20 protein-coding genes and 1 pseudogene are annotated in these 22,943 nt (G+C 59.3%); 1 reads left to right on the top strand and 20 read right to left on the bottom strand.

Translation table 11 applies throughout. From position 1 onward, the window contains the following. Positions 1-273 (top strand): hypothetical protein (locus tag FME68_RS13235; RefSeq protein WP_230308911.1); only part of this gene is annotated, 273 nt, incomplete at its 5' end. Between the two features lie 372 nt (positions 274-645). Here the strand turns inward: FME68_RS13235 and tyrS are convergent. From tyrS to FME68_RS06240, 20 genes and pseudogenes are all read right to left on the bottom strand, one after another. Next, a complete protein-coding gene (tyrS, locus tag FME68_RS06335) occupies positions 646-1,905 on the bottom strand; it encodes a tyrosine--tRNA ligase (protein WP_144013622.1) in 1,260 nt (419 codons plus the stop codon). A 37-nt stretch (positions 1,906-1,942) separates the two neighbouring features. Then, on the bottom strand, positions 1,943-2,122 hold the full coding sequence (locus FME68_RS06330) for a Trm112 family protein (RefSeq protein WP_049154615.1): 180 nt from the start codon (positions 2,120-2,122) through the stop codon (positions 1,943-1,945). An 11-nt stretch (positions 2,123-2,133) separates the two neighbouring features. Beyond that, positions 2,134-2,727, bottom strand: a complete 594-nt coding sequence (locus FME68_RS06325) for a hypothetical protein (protein ID WP_144013623.1) — start codon at positions 2,725-2,727, stop codon at positions 2,134-2,136. A 35-nt stretch (positions 2,728-2,762) separates the two neighbouring features. After that, complete coding sequence (locus FME68_RS06320) at positions 2,763-4,328, bottom strand: vWA domain-containing protein (protein ID WP_158396645.1); 1,566 nt, start codon at positions 4,326-4,328, stop codon at positions 2,763-2,765. 36 nt (positions 4,329-4,364) lie between these two features. Beyond that, positions 4,365-5,489 carry a hypothetical protein gene (locus FME68_RS06315; protein WP_158396643.1) on the bottom strand — a complete coding sequence of 375 codons (1,125 nt, stop codon included), beginning with the start codon at positions 5,487-5,489 and terminating at the stop codon, positions 4,365-4,367. Positions 5,490-5,579: 90 nt separating this feature from the next. Beyond that, positions 5,580-6,617, bottom strand: coding sequence for an ornithine cyclodeaminase (gene ocd / locus FME68_RS06310; RefSeq protein ID WP_070545696.1), 1,038 nt, complete (start codon positions 6,615-6,617; stop codon positions 5,580-5,582). 14 nt (positions 6,618-6,631) lie between these two features. Further along, positions 6,632-8,185, bottom strand: a complete 1,554-nt coding sequence (locus FME68_RS06305) for an amino acid permease (RefSeq protein ID WP_158396641.1) — start codon at positions 8,183-8,185, stop codon at positions 6,632-6,634. 215 nt (positions 8,186-8,400) lie between these two features. After that, the gene (gene argH, locus FME68_RS06300) at positions 8,401-9,825 is read right to left on the bottom strand and encodes an argininosuccinate lyase (protein WP_158396639.1); all 1,425 of its coding nucleotides are present in this window, start codon (positions 9,823-9,825) and stop codon (positions 8,401-8,403) included. Between the two features lie 32 nt (positions 9,826-9,857). Further along, positions 9,858-11,072 carry an argininosuccinate synthase gene (locus FME68_RS06295; RefSeq protein WP_046648520.1) on the bottom strand — a complete coding sequence of 405 codons (1,215 nt, stop codon included), beginning with the start codon at positions 11,070-11,072 and terminating at the stop codon, positions 9,858-9,860. A gap of 76 nt (positions 11,073-11,148) precedes the next feature. Beyond that, entirely contained in the window at positions 11,149-11,634 is a 486-nt protein-coding gene (locus FME68_RS06290; RefSeq protein ID WP_046648521.1) for an arginine repressor, read from the bottom strand. Positions 11,635-11,638: 4 nt separating this feature from the next. Next, positions 11,639-12,556, bottom strand: a complete 918-nt coding sequence (argF, locus tag FME68_RS06285; RefSeq protein WP_102234432.1) for an ornithine carbamoyltransferase — start codon at positions 12,554-12,556, stop codon at positions 11,639-11,641. Then, entirely contained in the window at positions 12,553-13,731 is a 1,179-nt protein-coding gene (locus FME68_RS06280; protein WP_328287745.1) for an acetylornithine transaminase, read from the bottom strand. The genes argF and FME68_RS06280 overlap by 4 nt, the downstream gene beginning before the upstream one ends. Next, a pseudogene (gene argB, locus FME68_RS06275) lies at positions 13,728-14,662 on the bottom strand (acetylglutamate kinase). Before argB ends, FME68_RS06280 begins: the two are co-directional and overlap by 4 nt. A 19-nt stretch (positions 14,663-14,681) precedes the next feature. After that, entirely contained in the window at positions 14,682-15,839 is a 1,158-nt protein-coding gene (gene argJ, locus FME68_RS06270) for a bifunctional glutamate N-acetyltransferase/amino-acid acetyltransferase ArgJ (RefSeq protein WP_158396637.1), read from the bottom strand. A 76-nt stretch (positions 15,840-15,915) separates the two neighbouring features. Beyond that, positions 15,916-16,959, bottom strand: coding sequence for an N-acetyl-gamma-glutamyl-phosphate reductase (gene argC, locus FME68_RS06265; protein WP_158396635.1), 1,044 nt, complete (start codon positions 16,957-16,959; stop codon positions 15,916-15,918). A gap of 101 nt (positions 16,960-17,060) precedes the next feature. Next, positions 17,061-17,513 carry a hypothetical protein gene (locus tag FME68_RS06260; protein ID WP_158396633.1) on the bottom strand — a complete coding sequence of 151 codons (453 nt, stop codon included), beginning with the start codon at positions 17,511-17,513 and terminating at the stop codon, positions 17,061-17,063. A gap of 214 nt (positions 17,514-17,727) precedes the next feature. Then, complete coding sequence (pheT, locus tag FME68_RS06255; RefSeq protein ID WP_158396631.1) at positions 17,728-20,241, bottom strand: phenylalanine--tRNA ligase subunit beta; 2,514 nt, start codon at positions 20,239-20,241, stop codon at positions 17,728-17,730. Between the two features lie 27 nt (positions 20,242-20,268). Then, positions 20,269-21,315: a phenylalanine--tRNA ligase subunit alpha gene (gene pheS / locus FME68_RS06250; protein ID WP_046648529.1), complete on the bottom strand. Its 1,047-nt coding sequence runs from the start codon at positions 21,313-21,315 to the stop codon at positions 20,269-20,271. A 97-nt stretch (positions 21,316-21,412) separates the two neighbouring features. After that, complete coding sequence (locus tag FME68_RS06245; protein WP_046648591.1) at positions 21,413-22,213, bottom strand: TrmH family RNA methyltransferase; 801 nt, start codon at positions 22,211-22,213, stop codon at positions 21,413-21,415. Between the two features lie 113 nt (positions 22,214-22,326). Further along, positions 22,327-22,803, bottom strand: coding sequence for a TM2 domain-containing protein (locus tag FME68_RS06240; protein ID WP_046648530.1), 477 nt, complete (start codon positions 22,801-22,803; stop codon positions 22,327-22,329). Positions 22,804-22,943 lie beyond the last annotated feature (140 nt).

Genomic DNA, 22,943 nt, shown 5'->3' with positions numbered 1-22,943 from the left:
CTCCACAAAAAAGGCCGTGAAAAGCCCAAACCTAACAAACAGACAAACCAAACCGTGCACAGCACGGACTGGCTATCCAAAAATTACATAAAGAAAAAATCCAACCAACCCCCAACCCGACGGGGCAAAAAGGAGGCTGGCCTAGTTAGAAGATTTAAATCAATACGCCCAAACAACTTAATATTATTTACAATGACGCCGCTTAAAGGAAAAGCGCCATCCGGCATACACCAACCGCAACACACATACAACGCATCACGGCCAGAACAATAAAAATCAACCAACACAAAAAGTACATTGGCACACTATTGAGTTCTCAAACATCATCCGCACACCACAACAAAAATTAACCAAACGTTAACCCTCTTGCGGCGGCCCGAACAACCTTACCCAACAAGCTCAACCAAAGTCAAACCCGCCGAACAAACATTGCCCGAACATCTACCACCAGTTAACCTCCCGGCTACCTCGCGGCGACTTCGATAAATATACGCACAGCCCCAAGCTTCAACAAATCGCCTGGTTAACAGCACTTTCCTTAACCTTCGGCGGCCGGTGCAGATACTCTGTCCCAGAAACGACGAATCCCGCCGCACAAGGCGACGGGATTCGCATGCAGTCATCTAGCGAAGTCGAGAGCTCTAATTAGTTCAGCTTGGCACCGGCAAAGTTCTTCTTACCGCGACGAAGCACCAGCCACTTACCGTGAAGCAAGTCTTCGTCCGCCGGCTCCCAGTCATCGGCTTCAATACGCTGGTTATTGACGTAGGCGCCGCCTTCCTTGATGGTGCGACGAGCCGCACCTTTAGAATCTGCCAGACCAGAAGCAACTAGCAGATCAACGATGGTGCGCGGCTCACCGGCAGCCACCTCGGCCACGGTGGTTTCAGAAAGCGCACCCGCCAGCGTCTGCTCATCAAGGTCAGCAAGCTCTGCTTTACCGAACAGCGCTTGAGCAGCAAGCTCCACAGCCTTGGTGGCTTCCTCGCCGTGGACCAGCGTGGTCATCTCCTGGGCGAGACGGCGTTGTGCCTCGCGACGGAAAGGTTCATTAGCAACCTTCTCCTCGTATTCAGCGATCTCCTCCTTCGACAGGAAGGTAAACCACCGAAGGTAGTCAATAACCACGGAGTCACCGGCATTGAGGAAGTACTGGTACCACGAGTAAGGCGACGTCTTTTCCGGATCGAGCCAGAGCTTTCCACCACCGGTAGACTTGCCAAACTTTTGCCCCTGGGCATCCGTCACCAGCGGAACGGTGAGTCCGTGAACCTTGATGCCCTTAACGCGGCGATTGAGGTCGACGCCAGACACGATGTTGCCCCACTGATCGCCACCGCCAATCTGCAGGACGCAGTCGTACTCCTCGTGGAGGTGAACGTAATCATTGGACTGGAGGAGCATGTAGGAGAACTCGGTGTAGGAAATACCATCGGACTCCAAGCGGCGCTTGACGGTATCACGGTCCAACATGGTATTCAGCGAGAAGTTCTTGCCGACATCACGCAGGAAATCAATGACGGTCATCTGCGAGGTCCAGTCAGCATTGTTGACCATGGTGGCTGCGTTCTCGCCCTCAAAGTCAATAAACTGGCGCAGCTGCTTCTTGATAGCCACCATGTTCTCGTTGATGGTCTCCTGCGACAGCATGGTGCGCTCCCCTACGTCGCGTGGGTCACCGATTTGGCCCGTCGCGCCACCGGCCAAAGCAATCGGGTGGTGGCCAGCTTTTTGGAAGCGGCGCAGCATAATCATCGGAACGAGGTGACCAGCATGGAGGGAGTCACCGGTTGGATCAAAACCGCAGTACAAGGTAATGGGCTCTTCGCAAGCCTCGCGCAGTGCGTCAAGGTCGGTGGACTGGTTAATAAGGCCGCGCCACTGCAGCTCATCGATGATGTTCATGAATGCTCCTTGGAAAGTCGATTCGGTGCTGTGAGAATTAGTTCTGGGGTGGCCACGGTACTGCGTGGTCTACCAGCATGACGGGAATGTCGTTCTCAATGGGATAGGCCACGCCGAGGCGTTCGTTGACCAAAACCTGTTCTTCGGCCAGATAGTTCAGCGGACCTTTATCCTGCGGACATACCAAGATGTCGAGCAGCTTCGAATCGAGACTCATAACCGCTAACCCTACACCTCCTTGGATTCGATGGATGGAAGGGTCCCGCCGTATTCGAGTTTGAGAGCCATGGAATGGTTGCGCAGGTTGCGTACTGAGTTTTGAGCAATGGCGTCTCGAATCTCGCCCATCTCTCGGCCTAGGATCCCCAGCGATTCGCTCATTTCCTCGACAGCCACTCGATTCTTCAAGTCCGTGACGTCGAGGTAAGAATTCACCAGCTCCTTAGAGTGTTCTTCAATCATGTCCCGCACGAGGGCTTGCTGGTGTGGGGCATCGTCGAGGCGGTGCCAATTGTCTAGGACCCACACGGCCGAGTCATCGAACGAGTCCCACGCTTTCTGAACAGGTCCGGGCACTTTGGACTGCTTCAGGTTGTATCGGACGCCCTCCAATGAGCTAATCAGTTGACCTGCACCCGAGGTGGGGGCCTCAATAGCTTTCTCCTGCTTTGGCGGCGTCACGAATCCCGCAGCCGCACCTGTGCAGACCGCGACCAGTGGCCACAAGAAACCTAAACCGCCACCAGTCAACACGTGAAGGACGATAACGAGCGCCGTTACCGCAACGCCGACGACGATCTTCCGCGAGTTCAGTGTGTTCATAAGGTGTAGGTCCTCCTGGGGATAGGTGGAGATTTTTACTGGTAAGCGCGGATTTCCTCGAAGGCCGCGGCGAGGTCACCGTTGAGCGCATCGAATGTCTTGCCGCCCGTGAGCTGAGCAAGCTCCTCCATCTCTTGAATGTTGGCTTCACCATACAAGATGACAAAGACCGGGATCTCCTTTTTCTCTGGGGGAAGCTGCTCATAGGCCTCCTTAAATTGTGCAAAAGTACGCCCACGCGTCACTTCGCCATCAGTCATGAGCACCACGGTCCCAATCTCGCCGCTGCTGGTGTCTACCTCGTTGAAGGCATTGAGCACAGCCTCGAACGTCGCCGTATCGCCATCCGCCACGAGTCGATCTACGCGATCAGCAAGCTCTTTTGTGGTTGCCGGGTTCTGCAAATCGACTCGCGCGCGAGTCGGCTGCTGCGGCTCAGAAGAATATGGGATGAGCTTGATCTGCTCACGGTTACGGAAGGCTACCTGGCCTTCGCCGTCTGGAGAGCCGTCAGCTGAGCCGTCGATCAGCGGGCGCAGACTATTCTTGAGCAAATCAATGCGCTCGCCCTCCATGGAGCCCGAGGTATCCAAGACCAGCGCCGTGTTGCCAGGGTTACGCAGCTCGTGAGCAAAGGCATCCTCCAGTGCGCTTACGGTTTGTTCATTGGCCGGGTACGGCAGCTCGAAGATGGTCCCGGGCATGTCAGAATCGTCCACACGCAGGTGGTAGCTCCTCAGCTTCTCTGGGTGTTCAGCAAACCATTCGGCAAGTGCCTGCACCTTACCTTCAGCCTCCTGGTCCGGGGAGCTGGCGAGAGCCGACAAAGGGTAGTCCGCCGAAATCACGCCGTCGGAGGGGATGACCACCTCAAGATCGACGCCCTCATCCTTGAGCTGGTACAGCACTGATTCATAGTTAAGGATGGCGTCGGCCTGCTCCGGATGCTCGCGGAACCTATCAGCCAGCCAACCCGACGATCCCGACGTTAAAGTCTGGTTACTGAAGAGTTTCTGGACCTTGCCCGTGGCCTGGCGGATATCCTTCTCCGTAAGCGCGCGCCCGGTGTCCGCGAAAGCAGTGGTCGCAGCCGATAGCGCGGAGAAGCCCGAGTTTGAGGTCGAAGGATCGGTCATACCGAAGGTAATCCCCGAGTCAGCAATCTCCTGCCACGTTGGTTGCTTCGTGGTCCAGCCCTTTTCCTTAGCCACGGAAGGCTGCACACCGAGTACCACGGGGGATCGCGCCACACTGTGTTCTTTGCGCAGCTTCTCATCGGCACCAATGATGCGCGCATAACGATTGGTGGCAAACCACGTGGCATCATAGGATCCGTCGAAACCGCCTTGTTTCAGGCTGCGGGAATTCGCCAGCGTCCCATCCTCGGTGGTCATGGTGATATCGAAGCCGAGGTCCTGGGAGGCGTCGTCAAGCACCGGCTCCAGAGGCTTAAGCTCCGTGGCCGCCACAATGTTGAGGCCACCGCTGAAGGACGAGCCGGAACCCGGCATATCCACATCATCGAACAAGTCACCTGCCGAACAAGCCGTCAGCGCCATGGCGCTCAGCATGACGAGCAGGACTTTTAAAGACCGCAACATTCCCTTGTACCTTCCTGATGCTTTCCTTGCGGGGCCTTAGCCAACCACTCGCAAAATCTCTTCATAATCCGCCCACCGCAGTGGGGTGGTATCGCCACCATCCACCGGGATCTGGTAGTTATCTGAAGGCTCAATTTTGGCAATGAAGTCCGAATTCTGCGAGCCCAAGCCTAAGCTCTCCGCGACCGCTGGGATTGCGTCATTCATTGCTGTGGCGAACAATGCGCCCTCGTCAGTGCGTGGAAGGACGATGCTGCTTAGTTTCGTCGCCGGTTTCAACGCCAACAGCGTATAGCCGGATAGATCCTTGCCCGCACGTTCTAGATACACGTACTGCTCCGCGGTGGTCAATACCATAGGCATTTCGCCCTTATCCACACGGAGGAAAGCATCGAGGATGCCCTGATCGGTGGTTTCGCCATACCCCTGATCAGCAACGAGGCGGCGCATGATGTCATCCGCCTGCGCGTTGATCTTCTCCTTGTTATCGCTGCCCAGTTCCTTTTCCGCATAGTTCGCGGCCGCGGTGTGTACGACCCGGGCATAGCGCAGTGCGGCAAAGGACTGGTCCACCTGTGGCACGGCCACATCCACCACGCGCGGCGAGCCGAAGGACGGGCTGATGTCCCGCCAGCGAGTGTCTTTCTGGGACATCTCCACCAGCGTCTCCATGTCCAAAGCCGCCTGGTTGTCGTATCCCGCAACCAAGCCGTGGTCCCTCATGTCCTCGACAAGCTCGCTGTGCACCAGAACCAACAGCGGCTTACCAAAAAACATCGGGGATAGGTCATCCCTTCCGGCTAGTTCCGGATGGGCATCGCGCACATCGGAGGTCCATGTAGCGCCGTTAGGATCCGCGAGCACAAAGTCATAATCTTTGTCCAAGCTACTGCTTCCCTCAACGAAGTCCCGTGCCGGTAGGACATCGAGCTCGAGCTCGATATCGTGCTTTTCCATCGCCTTCGTTGTGGCCGGGTCCTTAAAAACAGCCTCCAGCTCTGGGCTAATGGCGCCCTTAACGTGGTGCGTAGTTGTCGAAAAGCCAAAGCTCGGAAGGGAGCTACCTCCGCGACCTATCACGACGGATACCACAGCGAGCGCAAGGAAAACCGCGGCGATCACGAAGGACTTGGTGCGCTTCTTCGATGATGAGCTGCTCATGTTCTAAATCATAAAGTGATTTTCTTCTCACCGCTGGATTCGCGGCGGGGTAAGGGGAGAAACAGGCTCCCCCCTTTCCGTGCGCTCTGGTTAAAGAAGAGAAGGTACGTTCGCGACCAACGAGAAAAGGTCCTTCGGGTCGTCGGGGTTCGCGATGATGTCGATTTCGGATTCCAAATCTGTACCCTTGACGGAATCACGCAGGTAGCGCAGTGCAGAAAAATCATTGATGGCAAATCCGACATCATCGAAGAGCGTAATCTGCTCATCATTATCGCGCCCGGTGGCCTGGCCGGTGAGTACCTGATAGAACTCGACAACCGGGAAGTCCTCCGGCTTCTGCTGAATCTCTCCTTCGACGCGTGTCTGCTCTGGGAATTCAACAAAGACCTTGGATTTATCCAGGATGGAGCTTTCGAGCTCGGTCTTGCCCGGGCAATCACCACCGACGGCATTGAGGTGCACGCCCGGTGCAACGTGGCGCTCGGCCAGAATCTGGTTTTGAGCCTTGTCCGCGGTGCAGGTGGTAATGATATCCGCGCCCACAACTACCTCGTCAACGCTCGAGGCGGCCGTAATGTTGAAACCCAGCGGTTCCAGATTGCGTCGGAATTTCTCTACGGCCTCAGGGTCAATATCGTAGATGGCAATGTCATCGATTCCCATCACTCCACGGAAGGCAAGGGCCTGGAACTCGGACTGGGAGCCGGCACCCACCATGGCCATGCGCTTAGAATCCTTCCGGGCCAGGTACTTGGCCACCATGGCGGAGGTCGCGGCCGTGCGTAGTGCAGTAAGAAGCGTCATTTCAGCTTCGAAGGTGGGGTATCCATTGTCAACGTCCGCCAACACGCCGAAGGCAGTAACCGTTTGAAAGCCGCGGGCGGGGTTGGACGGGTGACCGTTAACGTATTTGAAGGAATACTCCTTGCCATTGGAGGTCGGCATAAGCTCGATAACACCAAAGGGGGTGTGGGAGGCAACGCGCGCAACCTTGTCGAAGCGCTCCCATTCGCGGTAGTCGGCTTCAAGGTAGTCCACCATCCCGGTGATGATGTTCTCGACGCCTTCGCGCTGAATCCAGCGCGCCATATTCTCTACATCAACAAACTTAACTACAGGCTTCATCAAAGTCTCCATTCTTAGTTCTTGTCTTGGTTCTTGCTGTGCTGTGCGTTTCGGTTCCTTGGGTGAAGGTCCGTTTGCGGTGCGGCCGGGAAGCGCGAGGTCGGCAGGTGCTTGGCCTTCCTCTCCGCCGCAATCGCATAGATTCGCTCACGCCAGGCAAACCACATCGCCGCAAACACTGGGATGAGAAGTAGCGTTGAGGCCAAAGCGAAGGTTCCGATGGGGTAATCGAAAGCCATGAGGATGATGACCACGCCGATGAAAGCGAGAACGGACCAGTCACCAGCTTGGCCGAATGGCGAGCGGTAGTTCGGACGGGTATAGCGCCCCTTCTTGGCCAGCTGCACGAACTTGATGTGTGACAAGGCCACTGCAGCCCACGACGCCAGTGTGCCCAGCGCCGCCAAGTTCAGCACGATTTCGAAGGCCATTTCAGGCACAACATAGTTGAGGAACACACCGGCAAGGCCGACGAAGGCGGCCATCACGATGCCACCATAGGGCACACCGGACTTGGACATGCGCGCGCCGAACTTCGGCCCGGAGCCGGCAGTAGACATGTTGTACATGATGCGGCCCGTCGAATACAGTCCGGCGTTCAGCGAGGAAATTGCCGCGGTGATGACCACCAGCTGGAAGATCGGTGCGGCATAACCAGCGCCGAGGGATTCGAAGAAGGTCACGAACGGCGATACTTCCGCAACGTAGCTGGTGTACGGCAGCACCAGAGTCAGCAGCAGCACACTACCGAAGTAGAAGACCACGATGCGGAACAGGACGCTGTTGACCGCGCGTGGGATGTGCTTCTCCACGTCCTTGGTCTCACCGGAGGTGGTGCCCACCAGCTCGATACCGGCGTAGGCGAAGACCACACCCTGGATGACGATGACGGCGGGAAGCAGGCCATTGGGCAGCCAGCCACCGGCATCGGATATCAGGCTAAAGCCCGTCGGGTCACCATTCGGGTGACCCATAATCACCACGCCGATAGCCACGACCATGAAAATCAACAGCGCGATGATCTTGATCATGGAGAACCAATACTCCAGTTCACCGAAGATTTTCACCGACAACATGTTGAACAACAGGATGCTGCACACCACGCCGAGAGCGAGCAACCACTGCGGGACAGCGTCGAGCCAGGAAGTGTACTGGCCAAACCACTTGATGTAGATGGCCACGGCTGTGCCGTCGGCCACCAGGGTCGCAGCCCAGTTGCCCCAGTAGAGCCATCCGGTAACGAAGGCAGTCTTTTCGCCGTAAAACTCGCGCGCATAGGACACGAAAGAACCCGAACTTGGGCGGTAGACGATGAGTTCGCCGAGCGAGCGCAAGATAATGTAACCGAAGAAACCGCAGACCAGATACAAAACTGCGAGAAATGGTCCAGCGGTTTGCAAACGGCTGCCGGTACCGAGCAACAAACCGGTACCGATCGCAGAGCCGATGGCAATCATCTGGAGCTGGCGATTGCCCATCCCCTTCTGAAGTCCGTGGTCTTCCGAAGCATAGACCGCTTTCTCCTTCTCGTGAGACTCCGTGTTGGGCGGGCGAAGTGTATCAGCCATTAGGAAGGTAGTCCTTTCAAAGTTGCGAACGTGCCTTTCTTCACATTCCCTAAGAAAACGTTATAACAACCTAATGAGACTTCCGTCACTTCAATACCCCCACAGTGCAACCCAGCACATCGATGCCCAGTAGTAATAGATTTGTTTTCTACCCCCACGCACAAAAGAACCGCATGGCCTGAAAAGACCATGCGGTTATTCATTCTCTGTGCGGACTAGCGCAGGGAAGTTTTGGCCCACTCCCGCGCTGCGCCAGCGCGCTCGCGAACCTTTTCGCGCTGCTCCGCCACGCGAACGCCAGCGGTTCCGCCCTTGGTGGAGCGGGATGCCACTGCCCCATCAATGGTCAGCACCTCACGAACTTCCGGAAGCAGGCGCTTGTCGACGCCCGCCAGTTCCTCGTCCGTGAGATCCACCAGATCCACACCGCGAGACTCCGCGATCTGCACGCAGGCACCGGAAGCCTCATGCGCCTCACGGAATGGCACACCCTGGCGCACCATCCATTCGGCCAGGTCGGTGGCCAAAGTAAAGCCACGCGGGGCCAGCTCACGCATGCGGTCTTCATGGAAGGTCAGGGTTTCCACCAGCCCAGTCATGGCAGGCAGCAAGAGGTTCAGCTGCGCCACCGAGTCCACGATGGGCTCCTTATCCTCCTGCAGGTCTCGGTTATAGGCCAAAGGCTGCGCCTTGAGCGTTGCCAACAGGCCGGTGAGGTTACCGACGAGTCGGCCGGTCTTACCGCGGGTCAGCTCCGGAACGTCCGGGTTCTTCTTCTGCGGCATGATCGAGGAACCAGTCGACCAGGCATCATCCAGGGTGACGTAGCCGTACTCCGGGGTGCACCAGTAGATGATCTCTTCCGACAGCCGGGACATGTCCACCGCGATCTGGGTGAGCACGAAGGCCGTCTCGGAGGCGAAGTCACGCGCCGCCGTACCATCCAGCGAGTTCTCCGCGGAAGAATCGAAGCCCAGCTCCTCGGCAATCGCCTCCGGATCCAGGTGCAGCGAGGAGCCCGCAAGCGCACCAGAACCATAAGGGGACACCGCCAAGCGCTTATCCAGATCTTGCAGGCGCTCGATATCGCGCAGCAGCGGCTGGGCATGAGCGAGCAGCTCGTGTGCCAGCAGCACCGGCTGCGCCGCCTGGGAATGGGTCTTGCCCGGCATAATGGCATCCGGGTGGGCCTCGGCCTGGCTGGCCAGAGCCTCCACCAAATCCGTGACCTGAAGTGCGATATCGCGAATGGCATCGCGAATCCACATCCGGAACAGCGTTGCCACCTGGTCATTGCGGGAGCGCCCAGCGCGCAGGCGGCCGCCGACCTCAGGTCCTACGATGTCGATGAGACCGCGCTCCATCGCACCGTGGACGTCTTCATCCGTCGGCAGCGGGGTGAATTCACCAGAAGCGACCTTCTCCCCTAGTTCACTCAGGCCGTTAAGCATGGTGTCCAAGTCAGCGTCGGATAGCAATCCGGCCTTGTGCAGGACCTTGGCGTGAGCCTTGGAGGCCAGCACGTCATAGGGGGCGAGGACCCAGTCGAAGTGGGTGGATACGGACAGGGCAAACATCGCCTCGGAGGGGCCGCCCGAAAAGCGGCCACCCCACAGCGCACCCTCGTTAGTCTTGTGCATCGATTCCTTACCTTGACCTTGGCTGTGCTGGTTTACTTACCGGTGGGGAAACCGCCGTCGCGGTCACGCTGGTTGGAGATCTGCGTCGACAGACCGTGCAGCTGGACAAAGCCCTTGGCCGCGGTTTGATCGAAGGTATCGCCGGTGTCGTAGGTAGCCAGGTCGAAGGAGTACAGCGACTGGCCAGAGCGACGGCCGTTGACGGTGGCGGTGCCAGCATGCAGAACCATGCGGATATCGCCGGTGACGTTCTCCTGGGTGGACTCGGTGAAAGCATCCAGGGAGCGCTTCAGCGGCGAGAACCAGAGGCCATCGTAGACCTCCTCGGACCAGCGAGCGTCCGTGAGGCGCTTGTAACGGGCCAGCTCGCGTTCCACGGTGACGTCTTCCAGCGCCTCGTGAGCCTTGATGAGCACCATGGCACCAGGGGCCTCGTAGACCTCGCGAGACTTGATGCCTACCAAGCGGTCCTCCACCATGTCGAGGCGGCCAATGCCCTGGGCACCAGCGCGGCGGTTAAGCTCCTCGATAGCCTGGAGGACGGTCACCGGCTTGCCGTCAATAGCAGTGGGAACACCCTTGTCAAAAGTGATGGTCACCTCGTCCGGGGCATTGCCCAGGTCCGGCTGCTCGGTGTAGGCGTACAGGTCCTTTGTCGGCGGGTTCCACAGGTCCTCTAGGAAGCCGGTCTCTACCGCGCGGCCCCAGACGTTCTGGTCAATGGAGAACGGGGATGCTGCGGACTGCTCGATGGGAAGGTTAATTTCCTCGGCGAAGGCGATAGCCTTATCTCGGGTCCAGGCGTAGTCACGCGCCGGGGCGATGATCTCCAGAGCCGGATCCAACGCGCGGAAAGAGACCTCAAAGCGCACCTGATCGTTACCCTTGCCGGTGCAACCGTGGGAGACGTGGGTGCCGCCGTGTGTCTGAGCAGCCTCAACGAGGTGCTTGACAATGAGCGGGCGGGAGATGGCCGATACCAGCGGGTACTGCTTCATGTACATGCCGTTTGCCTTGATGGTGGGCAGGCAGTACTCTTCTGCGAACTCATCCTTGGCATCAACGACGATGGACTCGACCGCACCGCAGTCGAGGGCGCGCTGGCGCACGGACTCCATGTCCTCGCCACCCTGGCCGAGGTCAAGAGAGACGGCGATGACTTCGCCGCCGGTCATCTTGGCCAGGTAAGGAATGGCGACAGAGGTATCGAGACCGCCAGAGTAGGCAAGCACAACGCGTGCAGTCATAGTAATTTGCTCCTTTAAGACAAACAGGTGCTAAAAAATCGAACTTATTTATATTATACAGACTTACGTATAAATGTTAAATGCTGCGGTTGGTGAGTTTCTCACCAAGCTCGCGGCCGGTCAACCCTTCGCGCGCGAGGACGAAGATCGTGTCATCGCCCGCGATACAGCCGACCACGTCTGGAAGTCCCACGCGGTCGATGAAGGAGGCCAAGTACTGCGCAGCGCCCGCCGGGGTGCGCAGCATGGCGATGTTGCCAGAGAAGTCATGGGACACCACCAGTTCATCAAGCATGCGCCGGAGCTTCTCTCGCGGGCCGTTGAGCTGATCTTCGAATTGCTCCAACTCACCGCCCACCACGTAGAAGGACCGCCCGCCATCGCGCTTGACCTTCTTGGCTCCCAGCTCATCGAGATCACGCGACAACGTAGCCTGCGTGATATCAATCCCCTCATCGAGCAGGAGCTCTGAGAGCTGAACTTGGCTGGTGACCCGGGTGCGATCCAAGATCTCCAAGATCTTGGCTTGGCGGGCATTGCGTGTAGTTGGGGTCGTAGTCATTCGTTTAGTTCTCCTTTTGAGCCGCAAGGAGCCAGACCAGCAGCGCCTTCTGCGCATGGAGGCGGTTTTCTGCCTCGTCGAAAACGCGCGACTGGGGCCCATCAATTACCTCAGCAGTTACTTCGTTGCCGCGGTAGGCAGGCAAACAGTGCAGGAAGATTGCCTCGTCCTTAGCGCGGGACATCACATCCGCGGTCACCTGATAGGGCAAGAACGGTGTGCGGCGGTCCTTGCCGTCATCCTCCTGGCCCATGGACACCCACGTGTCTGTAATGACAACATCAGCGCCGTCCACGCCGTCAAGGGAATCGGTCACCGTCACCGTACCGCGCTTTCGGGCACGCTCAACAAACTCCGCCTGCGGCTGGAAACCCTCCGGGGCAACAATGGTCATCTCCACGCCAGCGGTAGCAAACCCCAGCATGTAGGAATTTGCCATGTTGTTGTTGCCATCCCCTAGGTAGACGGCCTTCAGTCTAGTAAGGTCCCCGAAGTTCTCACGGCAGGTCACCAAGTCCGCCAAGATCTGGCAGGGATGGAGGTCATCGGACAAGGCGTTGACAATTGGTACCGTCGCAGTCACCGCCATGTCCAGAAGGTTTTGATGCGCATATGTGCGCCACACGATCGCCTCAACGAAACGGGAGAGCACCGCTGCGGTGTCCTGGTAGGTCTCCCCTTTGCCCATCTGCGTCGACTTAGTTTCCGTCACGATGGCGTGGCCGCCCAGGTGAGCAATTCCCGCCTCAAAGGAGAAACGCGTGCGCGTCGACGTCTTGTCAAAGAGCACCGCCACCGACTTCGGCCCCTCTAACGGGCGCTCGGAGAAGGGATCCTTCTTGAGCCTTAGAGCCAGGTCGAGAACCTCGGCTTGCTCCTGCGGCGTGAGGTCATCATCGGCCAAGAAATGGCGCACACTCATGCAACTTCCTCCAGTACCTTATGCAGGCGTTCCACCGCCTGGGTGAGTTCTTCATCGGTGATCACCAGCGGCGGGGTCAAGCGTACGACCTCGCTACTTGGGGCGTTGAGGATTAGTCCATGCTGCAAACCTGCAGCCACGACTTCCTTGGCCACCGACTTATTTAATACAACACCTAGCATAAGCCCTCGGCCCCTCACCGACTGCACCGCAGGGGATTTACCAATCTCCTGCCGCAACCACTCGCCCTTGCGGGTGACTTCGGCGAGGAAGGGGACGTCGACAAGCTCCAGCACCGTTGACGCCGCCGCACACGAGACAGGATTGCCGCCAAACGTCGTGCCGTGGGAGCCCGGAGTGAAAAGGTCTGCGGCCTGACCACGCGCAATGGTGGCACCGATAGGCATGCCAGCACCCAGCCCCTTCGCCATGGTGATGACATCCGGGAGGATGCCTTCATGCTGGAAGGCGAAGAAGTCACCGGTACGCCCCACACCCGTTTGCACCTCATCCACGACCATGAGGATGCCGTGCTTGGTGCAGAGCTCACGCACCGCCGTCAGGAAACCTTCAGGTGCCGGGATGACACCCGTCTCCCCCTGGATGGGCTCCAAGATAATGGCGGCGGTGTCCTCCGGATCTTGCTCCACCAAAGCGGTCAGGTAGTCGATGTCGCCATAGGTATAAAACTCCACTCCGCCCGGGAAAGGTTCAAAGGCTTTGCGTTTGCTGGGCTGCCCAGTCATGGCCAAAGAACCCATTGTCCGGCCATGGAAACCGTGGTGCGCTGCAAGGACGCGGCGACGGCCGGTCAGACGAGCCAGTTTAAAGGCCGCCTCATTAGCTTCCGCGCCGGAGTTAGAGAAGAAGACACGTGCCTCGCTATCTCCCACCTTGTCTAGGAGTTTCCCGGCGGCTTCGACCACGGGCTCGCTGGCAAAAAGATTGGACACGTGGCCTACGGCGGCCACCTGGGCGCTCACCGCGTCGACGATCGCTGGGTGGGCGTAGCCCAGCGAGTTCACCGCGATACCGGCGAGCATGTCGATGTAGTCTTTACCGTCTTCATCGGTCACCGTGGCCCCCTTACCGGACACGATGGCAACGGGTGGGGTTCCATAGGTGTTGCTGAGCACCTGACCCCAACGCTCTGTCAACTTGGTCTGCGCGGTCACTTGTCATCGTCCTTCCTGAAGACCGTTCCCTCCGGGTAGTCCTCGCGGTTATAGTCATTGGGCAGCACCATCGTGCCGATTCCTCCCATAGTCAACAGCTCCAGCAGCACGGCGTGGGCGATGCGCCCGTCGATGACGTGCGCGGCGTTGACTCCGCCCTCCACGGCCATGAGGCAGGACTCCATCTTCGGGATCATTCCGGAATCCAGGCCTGGAGAAGAGCCCTGAGCTTGTCAATCTCGATCTTCGACACCAAGGAGTCGCGGTTCGGCCAATCGGTGTACAGGCCCTCCACATTTGTGAGAATCACCAAGCGCTCGGCGCCCAACGCTCGCGCCAAAGCCCCGGCCGCGATATCTGCGTTGATGTTGTACACCTCGCCTTCATCACCGGGCGCGATAGTAGACACAACCGGGATACGCCCGGCCTCAATAATGTCCATGACGGCGGTGGGATCGACGCTGACGATCTCTCCCACCATGCCGATATCAGTCGGCTCACCATCGACCTGGACGAGCCGCTTGCGCGCCTTAAACAACCCAGCGTCCTCACCCGAGGTACCCACGGCATACGGGCCATGTGAATTAATGAGGTTGACCAAGCCACGCCCCACCTGACCAAAGAGGACCATGCGAACCACGTCCATGATCTCCGGAGTGGTCACACGGAAACCGCCCTTGAATTCGCCTTCAATCCCCAGCTTGCCCAGCATGTCGTTGATCTGCGGCCCACCGCCATGGACCACGACGGGCTTGGCGCCCACGGTGCGCAGAAAAACCATATCGGCAGCGAAGGCGGCCTTAAGGGAATCATCCACCATCGCGTTGCCGCCATACTTCACGACCAGAATCTTGTCGCGGTAGTGCTGCAGCCATGGCAAGGCCTCCGCGAGCACAGTGGCGCGGTCAGCATTACTTAGTCCCTGAAGCATTATTTCTCCTCGCGCGTTCTTAAGAGCTGTACGCGGAGTTAATCTCCACGTAGTCATGAGACAGGTCGGTGGTGCGGACAAAAGCTGTGCCGGTTCCCCCGGTGCCCAAGTCCACGCGCACATCAATGTCGGCCCCGGAAAGATCAACGTCGCGCGCGCCGGGCGCGCCAGTGGAACCGACGCACACTGCTTGGTCATTGAAAAACACGGAGATGTTGTCCGGATCCATCTCGGCATCCGCCATTCCGACAGCGGCGAGCACGCGGCCCCAGTTGGGGTCCGATCCGAACATGGCGCACTTGAACAGGTTGTCGCGGCCCAAAGTGCGCGCGGCGTTGAGCGCCTGCTCATCGGTAGCGGTGCCTTCCACGATGATCTTCACGCGCTTGGTCACGCCCTCGGCGTCGGCTTGAAGCTGATCTGCGATATCGGCGCACACCGCGAGAACCGCAGCATCCAACTCCTCCTGGCTAGGTTCTTTCCCGGAAGCACCGGAAGCCATGATGATGACCGTGTCATTCGTCGATGTGGAGCCGTCCACATCGAGCGTATTGAAAGTCTGATCACTCGCTGCCTGCAGCGCCGAGTGCAAGGCCTCGGAGGAGGCAACAGCGTCGGTGGTGATGCACACCAGCATGGTGGCCAGTGACGGCGCCATCATGCCTACACCCTTGCCCATCGCACCCATGCTCCAGCCCTCGGCCTCAATGAGTGCTTCTTTAGCTACGGTATCGGTGGTCATGATGGCCTCCGCCGCGGACTTGCCGTGAGCTGCATCCGCGCCAAGGTCTCCGGCAACCACTTCGACGCCAGCCAATGCCTTATCCATGGGAAGGAGCTCTCCAATAAGTCCCGTCGAGCACGCCGCGATGTTGGCAGCAGGGATACCCGTGTGCTCAGCGGTGGCTGCCACAATCGCGGCGGCGTCCTTGTCTCCCTGTTCGCCGTTGCAGGCATTCGCGTTGCCGGAGTTATAAATGACGGCCTGAATAGTGCCGTCCGCAACTGCTTCGCGGGAAAGCTTTACGGGTGCGGCCACCACGCGGTTGCGCGTGAAGACCGCAGCGGCGTCGAAATTAGGACCCTGGTTAACTACGAGGGCCATGTCGGGTTTTCCGGAGGGCTTGATTCCGGCTGTCGTGGCGCCAGCCAGGAATCCTGCAGGGGCGGTAATCATGTCGAGTTTCTCCTAGTTCGTGTGGAAGTGAGTTGAGGAAGGCGGCGCGGAACGCTTGGGAAAGTAGGGGTGCCCCTTAAGGGGCAACTGCTGCCTGTGGAAGGCCCAGGGTTTCTTCCCATCCCAAAGTCAAGTTCATGCACTGGACAGCAGCGCCGGCGGTGCCCTTGCACAGGTTGTCCAGAGCCGCGGTAATCACGAGACGGCGGGCGCGCTCATCCACGTGTGCTTGGATATGGACCATGTTGCTGCCCACCACGTTTTGCGTTTCTGGCTGTTGGCCCTCAGGCAGGACGAGGCAGAATGGTTCATCAGCATAAAAGTCACGGAAGGCCTCGGCGACTGTGCGCTTGTCGACGTCCCCCTTCAACGGCGCCGTAATCGTCGCCAGAATGCCACGCGGCAGCGGCGCCAGCACCGGAGTGAAACTCACAGACACCGGTTGCTGCGTAAAAGGCTGTAGGTTTTGCAGGACCTCCGGGGTATGCCGGTGTGTCCCGCCTGGCTTATAGGCTTTGAGGTTGCCCATAGTTTCCGCACCTAGCTGTGCCACGGAGGCCTTCTTGCCTGCCCCGGACACCCCGGTGATTGCTATCACCGACAGATCTGGCTCAATCAGATCCTGCGCCACGGCCGGCAGCGCACCCAGGGTAATCGTGGTGGGAAAGCAACCAGGAACAGCAACGCGGTTGCTGCCTTTAAGCTGCTCACGGTTGCCGGGAACCTCCGGAATTCCATAAGGCCAAGCACCGGCGTACGCACCACCATAAAACTCGTCCCAGTCTTCCTTGCTGCGTAGGCGGAAGTCAGCCGCACAGTCAATCACCGTGACGGACTCCCCCAGCTGGCGGCCGATCTCCGCGGAGTGCCCGTGCGGCAAACCGAGGAACACGATGTCATGGCCAGCTAAGATTTCCGGCGTGGTCTCCTCAATGACGCGGTCCGCCAACTGCGGCAGGTGCGGCATGAGCTCAGAAACTCGCTGACCTGCGTTGGAGTGCCCGGTGAGCGCGCCGATACGCAACTCCCCGGAGAGGTACGCTGGGTGCGACAGCAAGAGACGGAGGATTTCGCCACCTGCATAGCCCGTAGCTCCGGCGATTGCTACTGAAATAGTCATGCAGCTACTCTAGCAAACAATGCAGTCCGCCGTATGTTATTCAGAAAAAATGCGCCGAAGACCTCGGCGCACAAGTGAGGAAAAGTAGGGTTCAGGAAGGTTTACATGACGCGGGACGAGACGTTCCCCAGTCCCTCCGCACCCGATACGGCGGTCTTTCCTGCATAGCCTAGGTAGCCATGCGGGCCGACGAAGTGGATACCGCCCTGGGCATCCGCGATGGCTACAACCTCATTGAACTGGTGAACCTGGCCTGGCTGAAGGCGCTTGAAGCTCGTGGTTGTCAAGCCCTGGTTGAAGCAGTCAGCCTTGGAGCGACCTGCGTGGTAGATAAAGCGCGGCGCCAACTGGCCTGGCGGGTTGCACTGCGGGCTAGTGGCACGTGCCCCTTCGGACAGGCACGCGACGTAGGTTCCTTCGATGTTCGAAGCTTCACAGTTGACGGTGCCATCGGCGTTGGAGAAGCCTTGGGACAAGTCAGCGGAGTCGTGTGGGGCGATGGTCAGTGCGCCGACAACGGCGGCGGTGGCTGTGAGACGAGAAATAAGACGCATGGTGTGAACAATCCTTTCGGTGTGGCTTGGTCTGGAAACTCAGCACCTTTGCTGCACCCTTGAGGTTATGAGGCAGAGCACACCCCTTCCAGCGCTAGGGGATCTCTCCCCACATCAGCACCTGCCCCAACGCGCGCAAACCCGGCAAAACAAAAGCCCGGCTAACCTCCCACAGGGCTAACCGGGCTTAAAGCACTAGCGAAGCAACAAAGTCTTAGGCGCGGATCTGTGCACCAAGGCGCTGCTTGGCCAACTCCGCAGCAGCGAGGCGGTGCTCGTTGGCCTCTTCATCAGTCAGAGTGCGGTCACCAGCACGGAAGAGAAGCTGGAAGGCTAGGGACTTCTTTCCTTCGCCGAGCTGCTCGCCACGGAAGACATCGAAAAGCTCCACGGACTCGAGGAGATCACCAGCACCCTCCTCGACCACACGGCGAACCGTCTCCGCCGGGGTTTCCTCGTCCACCACCAAGGCGATGTCCTGGTGCAAAGCCGGGAAGGAGGACAGCACGGGGGCGGGGAACTTCTCATCCAGCGGCAGGGCTGACACATCGAGCTCCATCGCACACGTGCGTGCTGGCAGCTCCAAGGCCTCAAGGACCTGCGGGTGCAACTCACCCGCGTAGCCGACGACCGTCTCCTCATCGCTTGCGAGGACGATTGCAGCACAGCGACCCGGGTGCCACGGTAGCTGCTCAGCTGCCTTCACTGCGATGTCCACGCCAGCGGAACGAGCAACCTGGCGCGCAGACTCAATAGCATCCGCGTAGCTGTAGGCGCGGCCCGCTCCCCACGGCCCTTCGTGTTCAATGTTTCCGGTGGCCACCGTGGCTACGTGCAACGGCTGCAGCGGCAAAGAATCCAGCAGGTCGGTGACCACGGAGTCCTCCGGGCGCGACTCCACCGACGGCATGGGAGAAGAATCAGCGCGCTTGAAGGCCACCTGCTGGAGGCCGAACAAGGCCAGATCACTGCGGCCACGGGCAACGTTGCGGGCGATAGCCTCAAGGAGATTGGGCAGCAACGTCGTGGACAGGATCGCCTTGTCTGACTCGAGCGGATTCTGCACGGCCACGGTCTGGCGGCGCGCATCCTCCTTGTCCAAGCCCCACGTGTCGAAGGTGTCGTTCGCGATGAACGGCGACGGGAGGACCTCGGCGTAGCCCGCGTAAGCCAACCCATGTCCGATCGCACGGCGACGCTTCTGCGCCGGAGTTAGGCCGCGGCCGCCCACCGGAGTGGGCAGGATGGTCGGAATGTCTTCAAGCCCTTCCAGACGCAGGATCTCCTCGATGAGATCAACGTCCATTTCGATGTCCGTGCGCCAAGAGGCGGGGACGACGGAAAGCTCCTCCCCGCCAGACACCTCGCAGCCGACCTCCGTAAGGCGCTTCACCACGGTCTCCTGGGAGTATTCGATACCGGCATACTCACTCGGCTTCGCCGCACGCAGGGAGATGGGCTCGCGCTTGGCGACGTCTCCCACGAGCGTCCGCCCAGCCTCGATCGTGCCGCCAGCAATCTGCTGAAGCAGCACGCACGCCACGTCCAGCGCTACCTCAACGATGGCCGGATCTACTCCGCGCTCGAAACGGCGAGAAGCCTCCGAGGAGAGCTTGTGGCGGCGGGATGTGCGGGCCACGGTGATCGGATCCCAAATGGCTGACTCGAAGTAGACATCAGTCGTCTCGTCAGAAATTTCGGAGGTGGTGCCACCCATGACGCCCGCCAAGGATTGGATACCGTTGTCATCGCAGATGACCACGTCGCCCTCCGAAAGCTCCCGCTTGACATGGTCGAGGGTCTCGAACTTCTCGCCCTCGTTGGCATTGCGCACAACGAGGTTGCCCTTGATCACGTCGGCGTCAAAGGCGTGCATCGGCGCGCCCAGAAGCAGCATGACGTAGTTCGTGACGTCGGTCGCCACATTGACGGCGCGCTGACCGGAGAGCATGAGCTCGCGCTCCATCCAGAACGGGGTACGCGCTGCCGGGTCAATACCGGTCACCTTGCGCAGACCAAATCGCTGCGCCTTGGTTTCCTCCCTCAGGTCAACGTCGATAAGCGTGCCCTCCGGAGCCGGCACGACGGAGGTGTCGATGCCAGCCACGCTCGGATCCTGCGCCACGTCGGGGAAAGTGAGATCAAATGCGGAGGCAATTTCACGCGTCAGGCCACGCGCAGACAAGGCATAGCCACGATCCGGGGTGATGTTGACGTCGAAGACGGTATCGGACAGCCCAATAAGGGGGCGGGCATCCTCACCAATCTTGTCGGCAACCTCCTCCCCTAGCACGATGATGCCGTCTGCCTTGGGGCCGAAGCCCAGCTCAGCTGCGGAGCACATCATTCCGTTGGAGATATGGTCGTAGGTCTCGCGGGCAGCAATCTTGAAGCCGCCCGGCAGCTCAGCGCCCGGAAGGGAGACCACGACGTAGTCGTTGAGGCGGAAGTTGCGGGCGCCGCAGATAATGCCCTGCAGCTCCCCCGTGCCATTGGCCTGGCCAACGTTGACCTGGCAATAGCGAATTGGTTTCTTGAACTGGGTGAGTTCTTCGATCTCTACAACCTGACCGATAACCAGCGGGCCCGTGGTTTCCGGAAGGACCTCGTAGCCCTCGGTTTCAAAACCTACGCGGACAAAGCCAGAGTCCAGTTCCTCAGAGGACACGGTCCAGCCGGAATTAGCGGTGCCCAGGATTCGGGTAACCCAGTCTTGGGAAATAAGCATTTTTCTTTCTATCCTTTCTCTGGGTTCCTATGCCTGCACGCCAAATGGCAGGGTGAAGCGGACATCGCCTTCGACCATGTCGCGCATATCGGTCAGACCATTGCGGAACTGCAGGGTGCGCTCGAGGCCCATGCCGAAAGCGAAACCGGTGTATTCCTCGGGGTCAATGCCTACCGCACGCAGGACGTTGGGGTTGACCATGCCGCAGCCTCCCCACTCGATCCAGCCGGCGCCGCCCTTCTTGTTGGGGAACCAGACATCGACCTCAGCGGAGGGCTCGGTGAACGGGAAGTAGTTCACGCGCATGCGGGTGGTAGTCTCCGGGCCGAAGAGCACCTTGGCCAAGTGCTCCAAGGTGCCGCGCAGGTGGGCCATCGTCAGCCCCTTGTCCACGGCAAGGCCTTCCACCTGGTGGAAGACAGGAGTGTGGGTGGCATCGAGCTCATCGGTACGGAAAACACGGCCCGGGCACGCAATGTAGAGCGGGACATCGCGGTCAAGCATCGTGCGCACCTGCACCGGGGATGTATGGGTACGCAGAACCTGCTTGGAGCCTTCCTTGCCCACGTGGAACGTGTCCTGCAAGGTGCGGGCTGGGTGGTCGGGCTTGAAGTTCAGAGCGTCGAAATTAAAGTACTCTGCTTCTACCTCAGGGCCCTCCGCGATTTCCCATCCCATGCCCACAAAGATGTCCGCGATGCGCTCCGACAGCGCTGTGATGGGGTGCAGGGCACCGGTCTGCGCGCGGGTGGTAGGGACGGTGACATCGACCTTCTCCGCCTTCAGCTGCGCGGCGCGGGCCTCCTGCTCCAGCACTTCACGAATCTGGGCAAAGCGCTTTTCCACCTTGCCGCGGGCCATGTTCACTGCGCGTCCAGCATCCTTGCGCTGGTCCTTCGGCAGCTGTCCGAGCGATTGGCGGGCCTGCGGGATATAGCCGCTATCACCAAGGTGCTCGCGACGGGCGGAGGTGAGCTCGTCGAGGCTGGTTGCAGCTTCGAAGGCGGCGATGGCCTTCTGCGCGGCGGCCTCGAGGGCCTCTTCGGTCAATTCGATCTGAGGTGTATCGGACACGTGCCTTGATTACCTTCTTCTCGCACAAAAACTAACGCGAGCTATCTTACCGTGCCGCCTGACTTCTGTGGCCACCAACCCTGGCACATCGGAGGCGCTAGCTGCTCTGCTGCTTCGCAGACTCATAGAGGCAAATGCTGGCGGCCGTAGCAAGGTTCAGAGATTCCGCGCGGCCAAGAATCGGGATACGCACACGCATGTCCGCCTCATCCTGTAAATCACCCAGGCCGTGCGCCTCGTTGCCAAAGAGCCACGCGGTGGGCTGGGACAGGTCCGCATCGGCGAGGTCCACCTCGCCGTCGGCTGCGGTGGCCAACACTTGCAGACCAGAGGAGCGCAGCTTGCCCAGTACATCCTTGATGTTGGGGTCTCGGGCTACGGGCACATGGAAAAGTGATCCGGCCGACGCGCGCGCTACCTTACAGCCCAAGGGATCCACGGTTTCCCCGGCAAAGATGACGCCATCGGCGCCCATGGCATCCGAGGTCCTGATCAGTGTTCCCGCGTTGCCCGGCTCCGCCGTCAAGACAGGAACCGACACCAGCTTCGGCTTGCCGGCCAAAATCTTCCCGGCGGTCCACAACACTGGGCGGCACACGGCAAAGAGCCCGGTGCTCGTGGCGGTGTCAGACAGGTGCTTTGCCGCCTTATCCGTAATGGGATGCACATACACGTCCATGTAGCCGCAGGCTTGAACAATGTGTGCAAAGCGCTCGGCGGCCTTCTCCGTCACGAAAACATCCGTAGCGGCACCGGTGGACACGGCCGCGTCCACGGCGTTTTCGCCCTCAATGATGAAACGCTCCGCCTTTCGGCGGCTGGCCGCCCGGTGCAATTTGGCGGCATTAACCACGCGCGGCGTGCGTTCAGTAAAGGCAGAGGAAAAATCCAGATTCATGCATTTGACGGTACCCACCGAACCAGACATTGAAAAGTCCCGCTCCCCCAGCAAGTTTGAGTGGGTAGCGGGACGGTTGGTCTCCACGTCATCTCCGCGGATACGGGTGGGCTTTATTTCTTTAGCGGAACTCCGTCGGCGTCCTTATCAAAGCCGGAGAAGCCACCGGCGATGAATACGAGCTCGACCCACTTCCAGATCACCAAGGCACCGATGAGGATAAAGCCAATGAGGATAAAAGAGGTAACGAATCCTACGATTGCAAGGCCCAACTGCCACATGCCGCGCTGCGTGCGACCAATATAGAAGTTATGAACCCCCAATTCGCCCAAGAAGAAGCACAGGAGCAGTGCTACCAACCATGACTTCTGCTCGCCTCCCGGGGGTGGCTGCTGGCCATAGTTTGACTGGTATGCATCCTGCTGTGCGGGCAGATTCTGGGACTGCTGCGAACCGCCATACGGAGCCGAGCTGTAACCGTACTGATCACTGGATGATCCGAAGGGGTTCGACTGCTGCGACTGTCCGCCATAAGAGCCACCGCCATAAGCATCGCCATTGGGCTGATACGCGCTATTCGGGTTGGTCATAACTATCTCTCCTTCGCACCATGTGCCCCTAGGGCAGGCCCAGAAGCCAACGGCTACCTTGATTTACACAACAACGAGCAATGTAACACAAACCACAAAGAGGAGCAGTACGCCCGCCGACCTAGCGGGTGCTACTCCCC

This window comes from Corynebacterium hiratae (assembly GCF_009708045.1).
In the GTDB taxonomy this organism is placed as follows: Bacteria; Actinomycetota; Actinomycetes; order Mycobacteriales; family Mycobacteriaceae; genus Corynebacterium; species Corynebacterium hiratae.
This window is presented reverse-complemented; position numbering and strand designations above follow the sequence as displayed.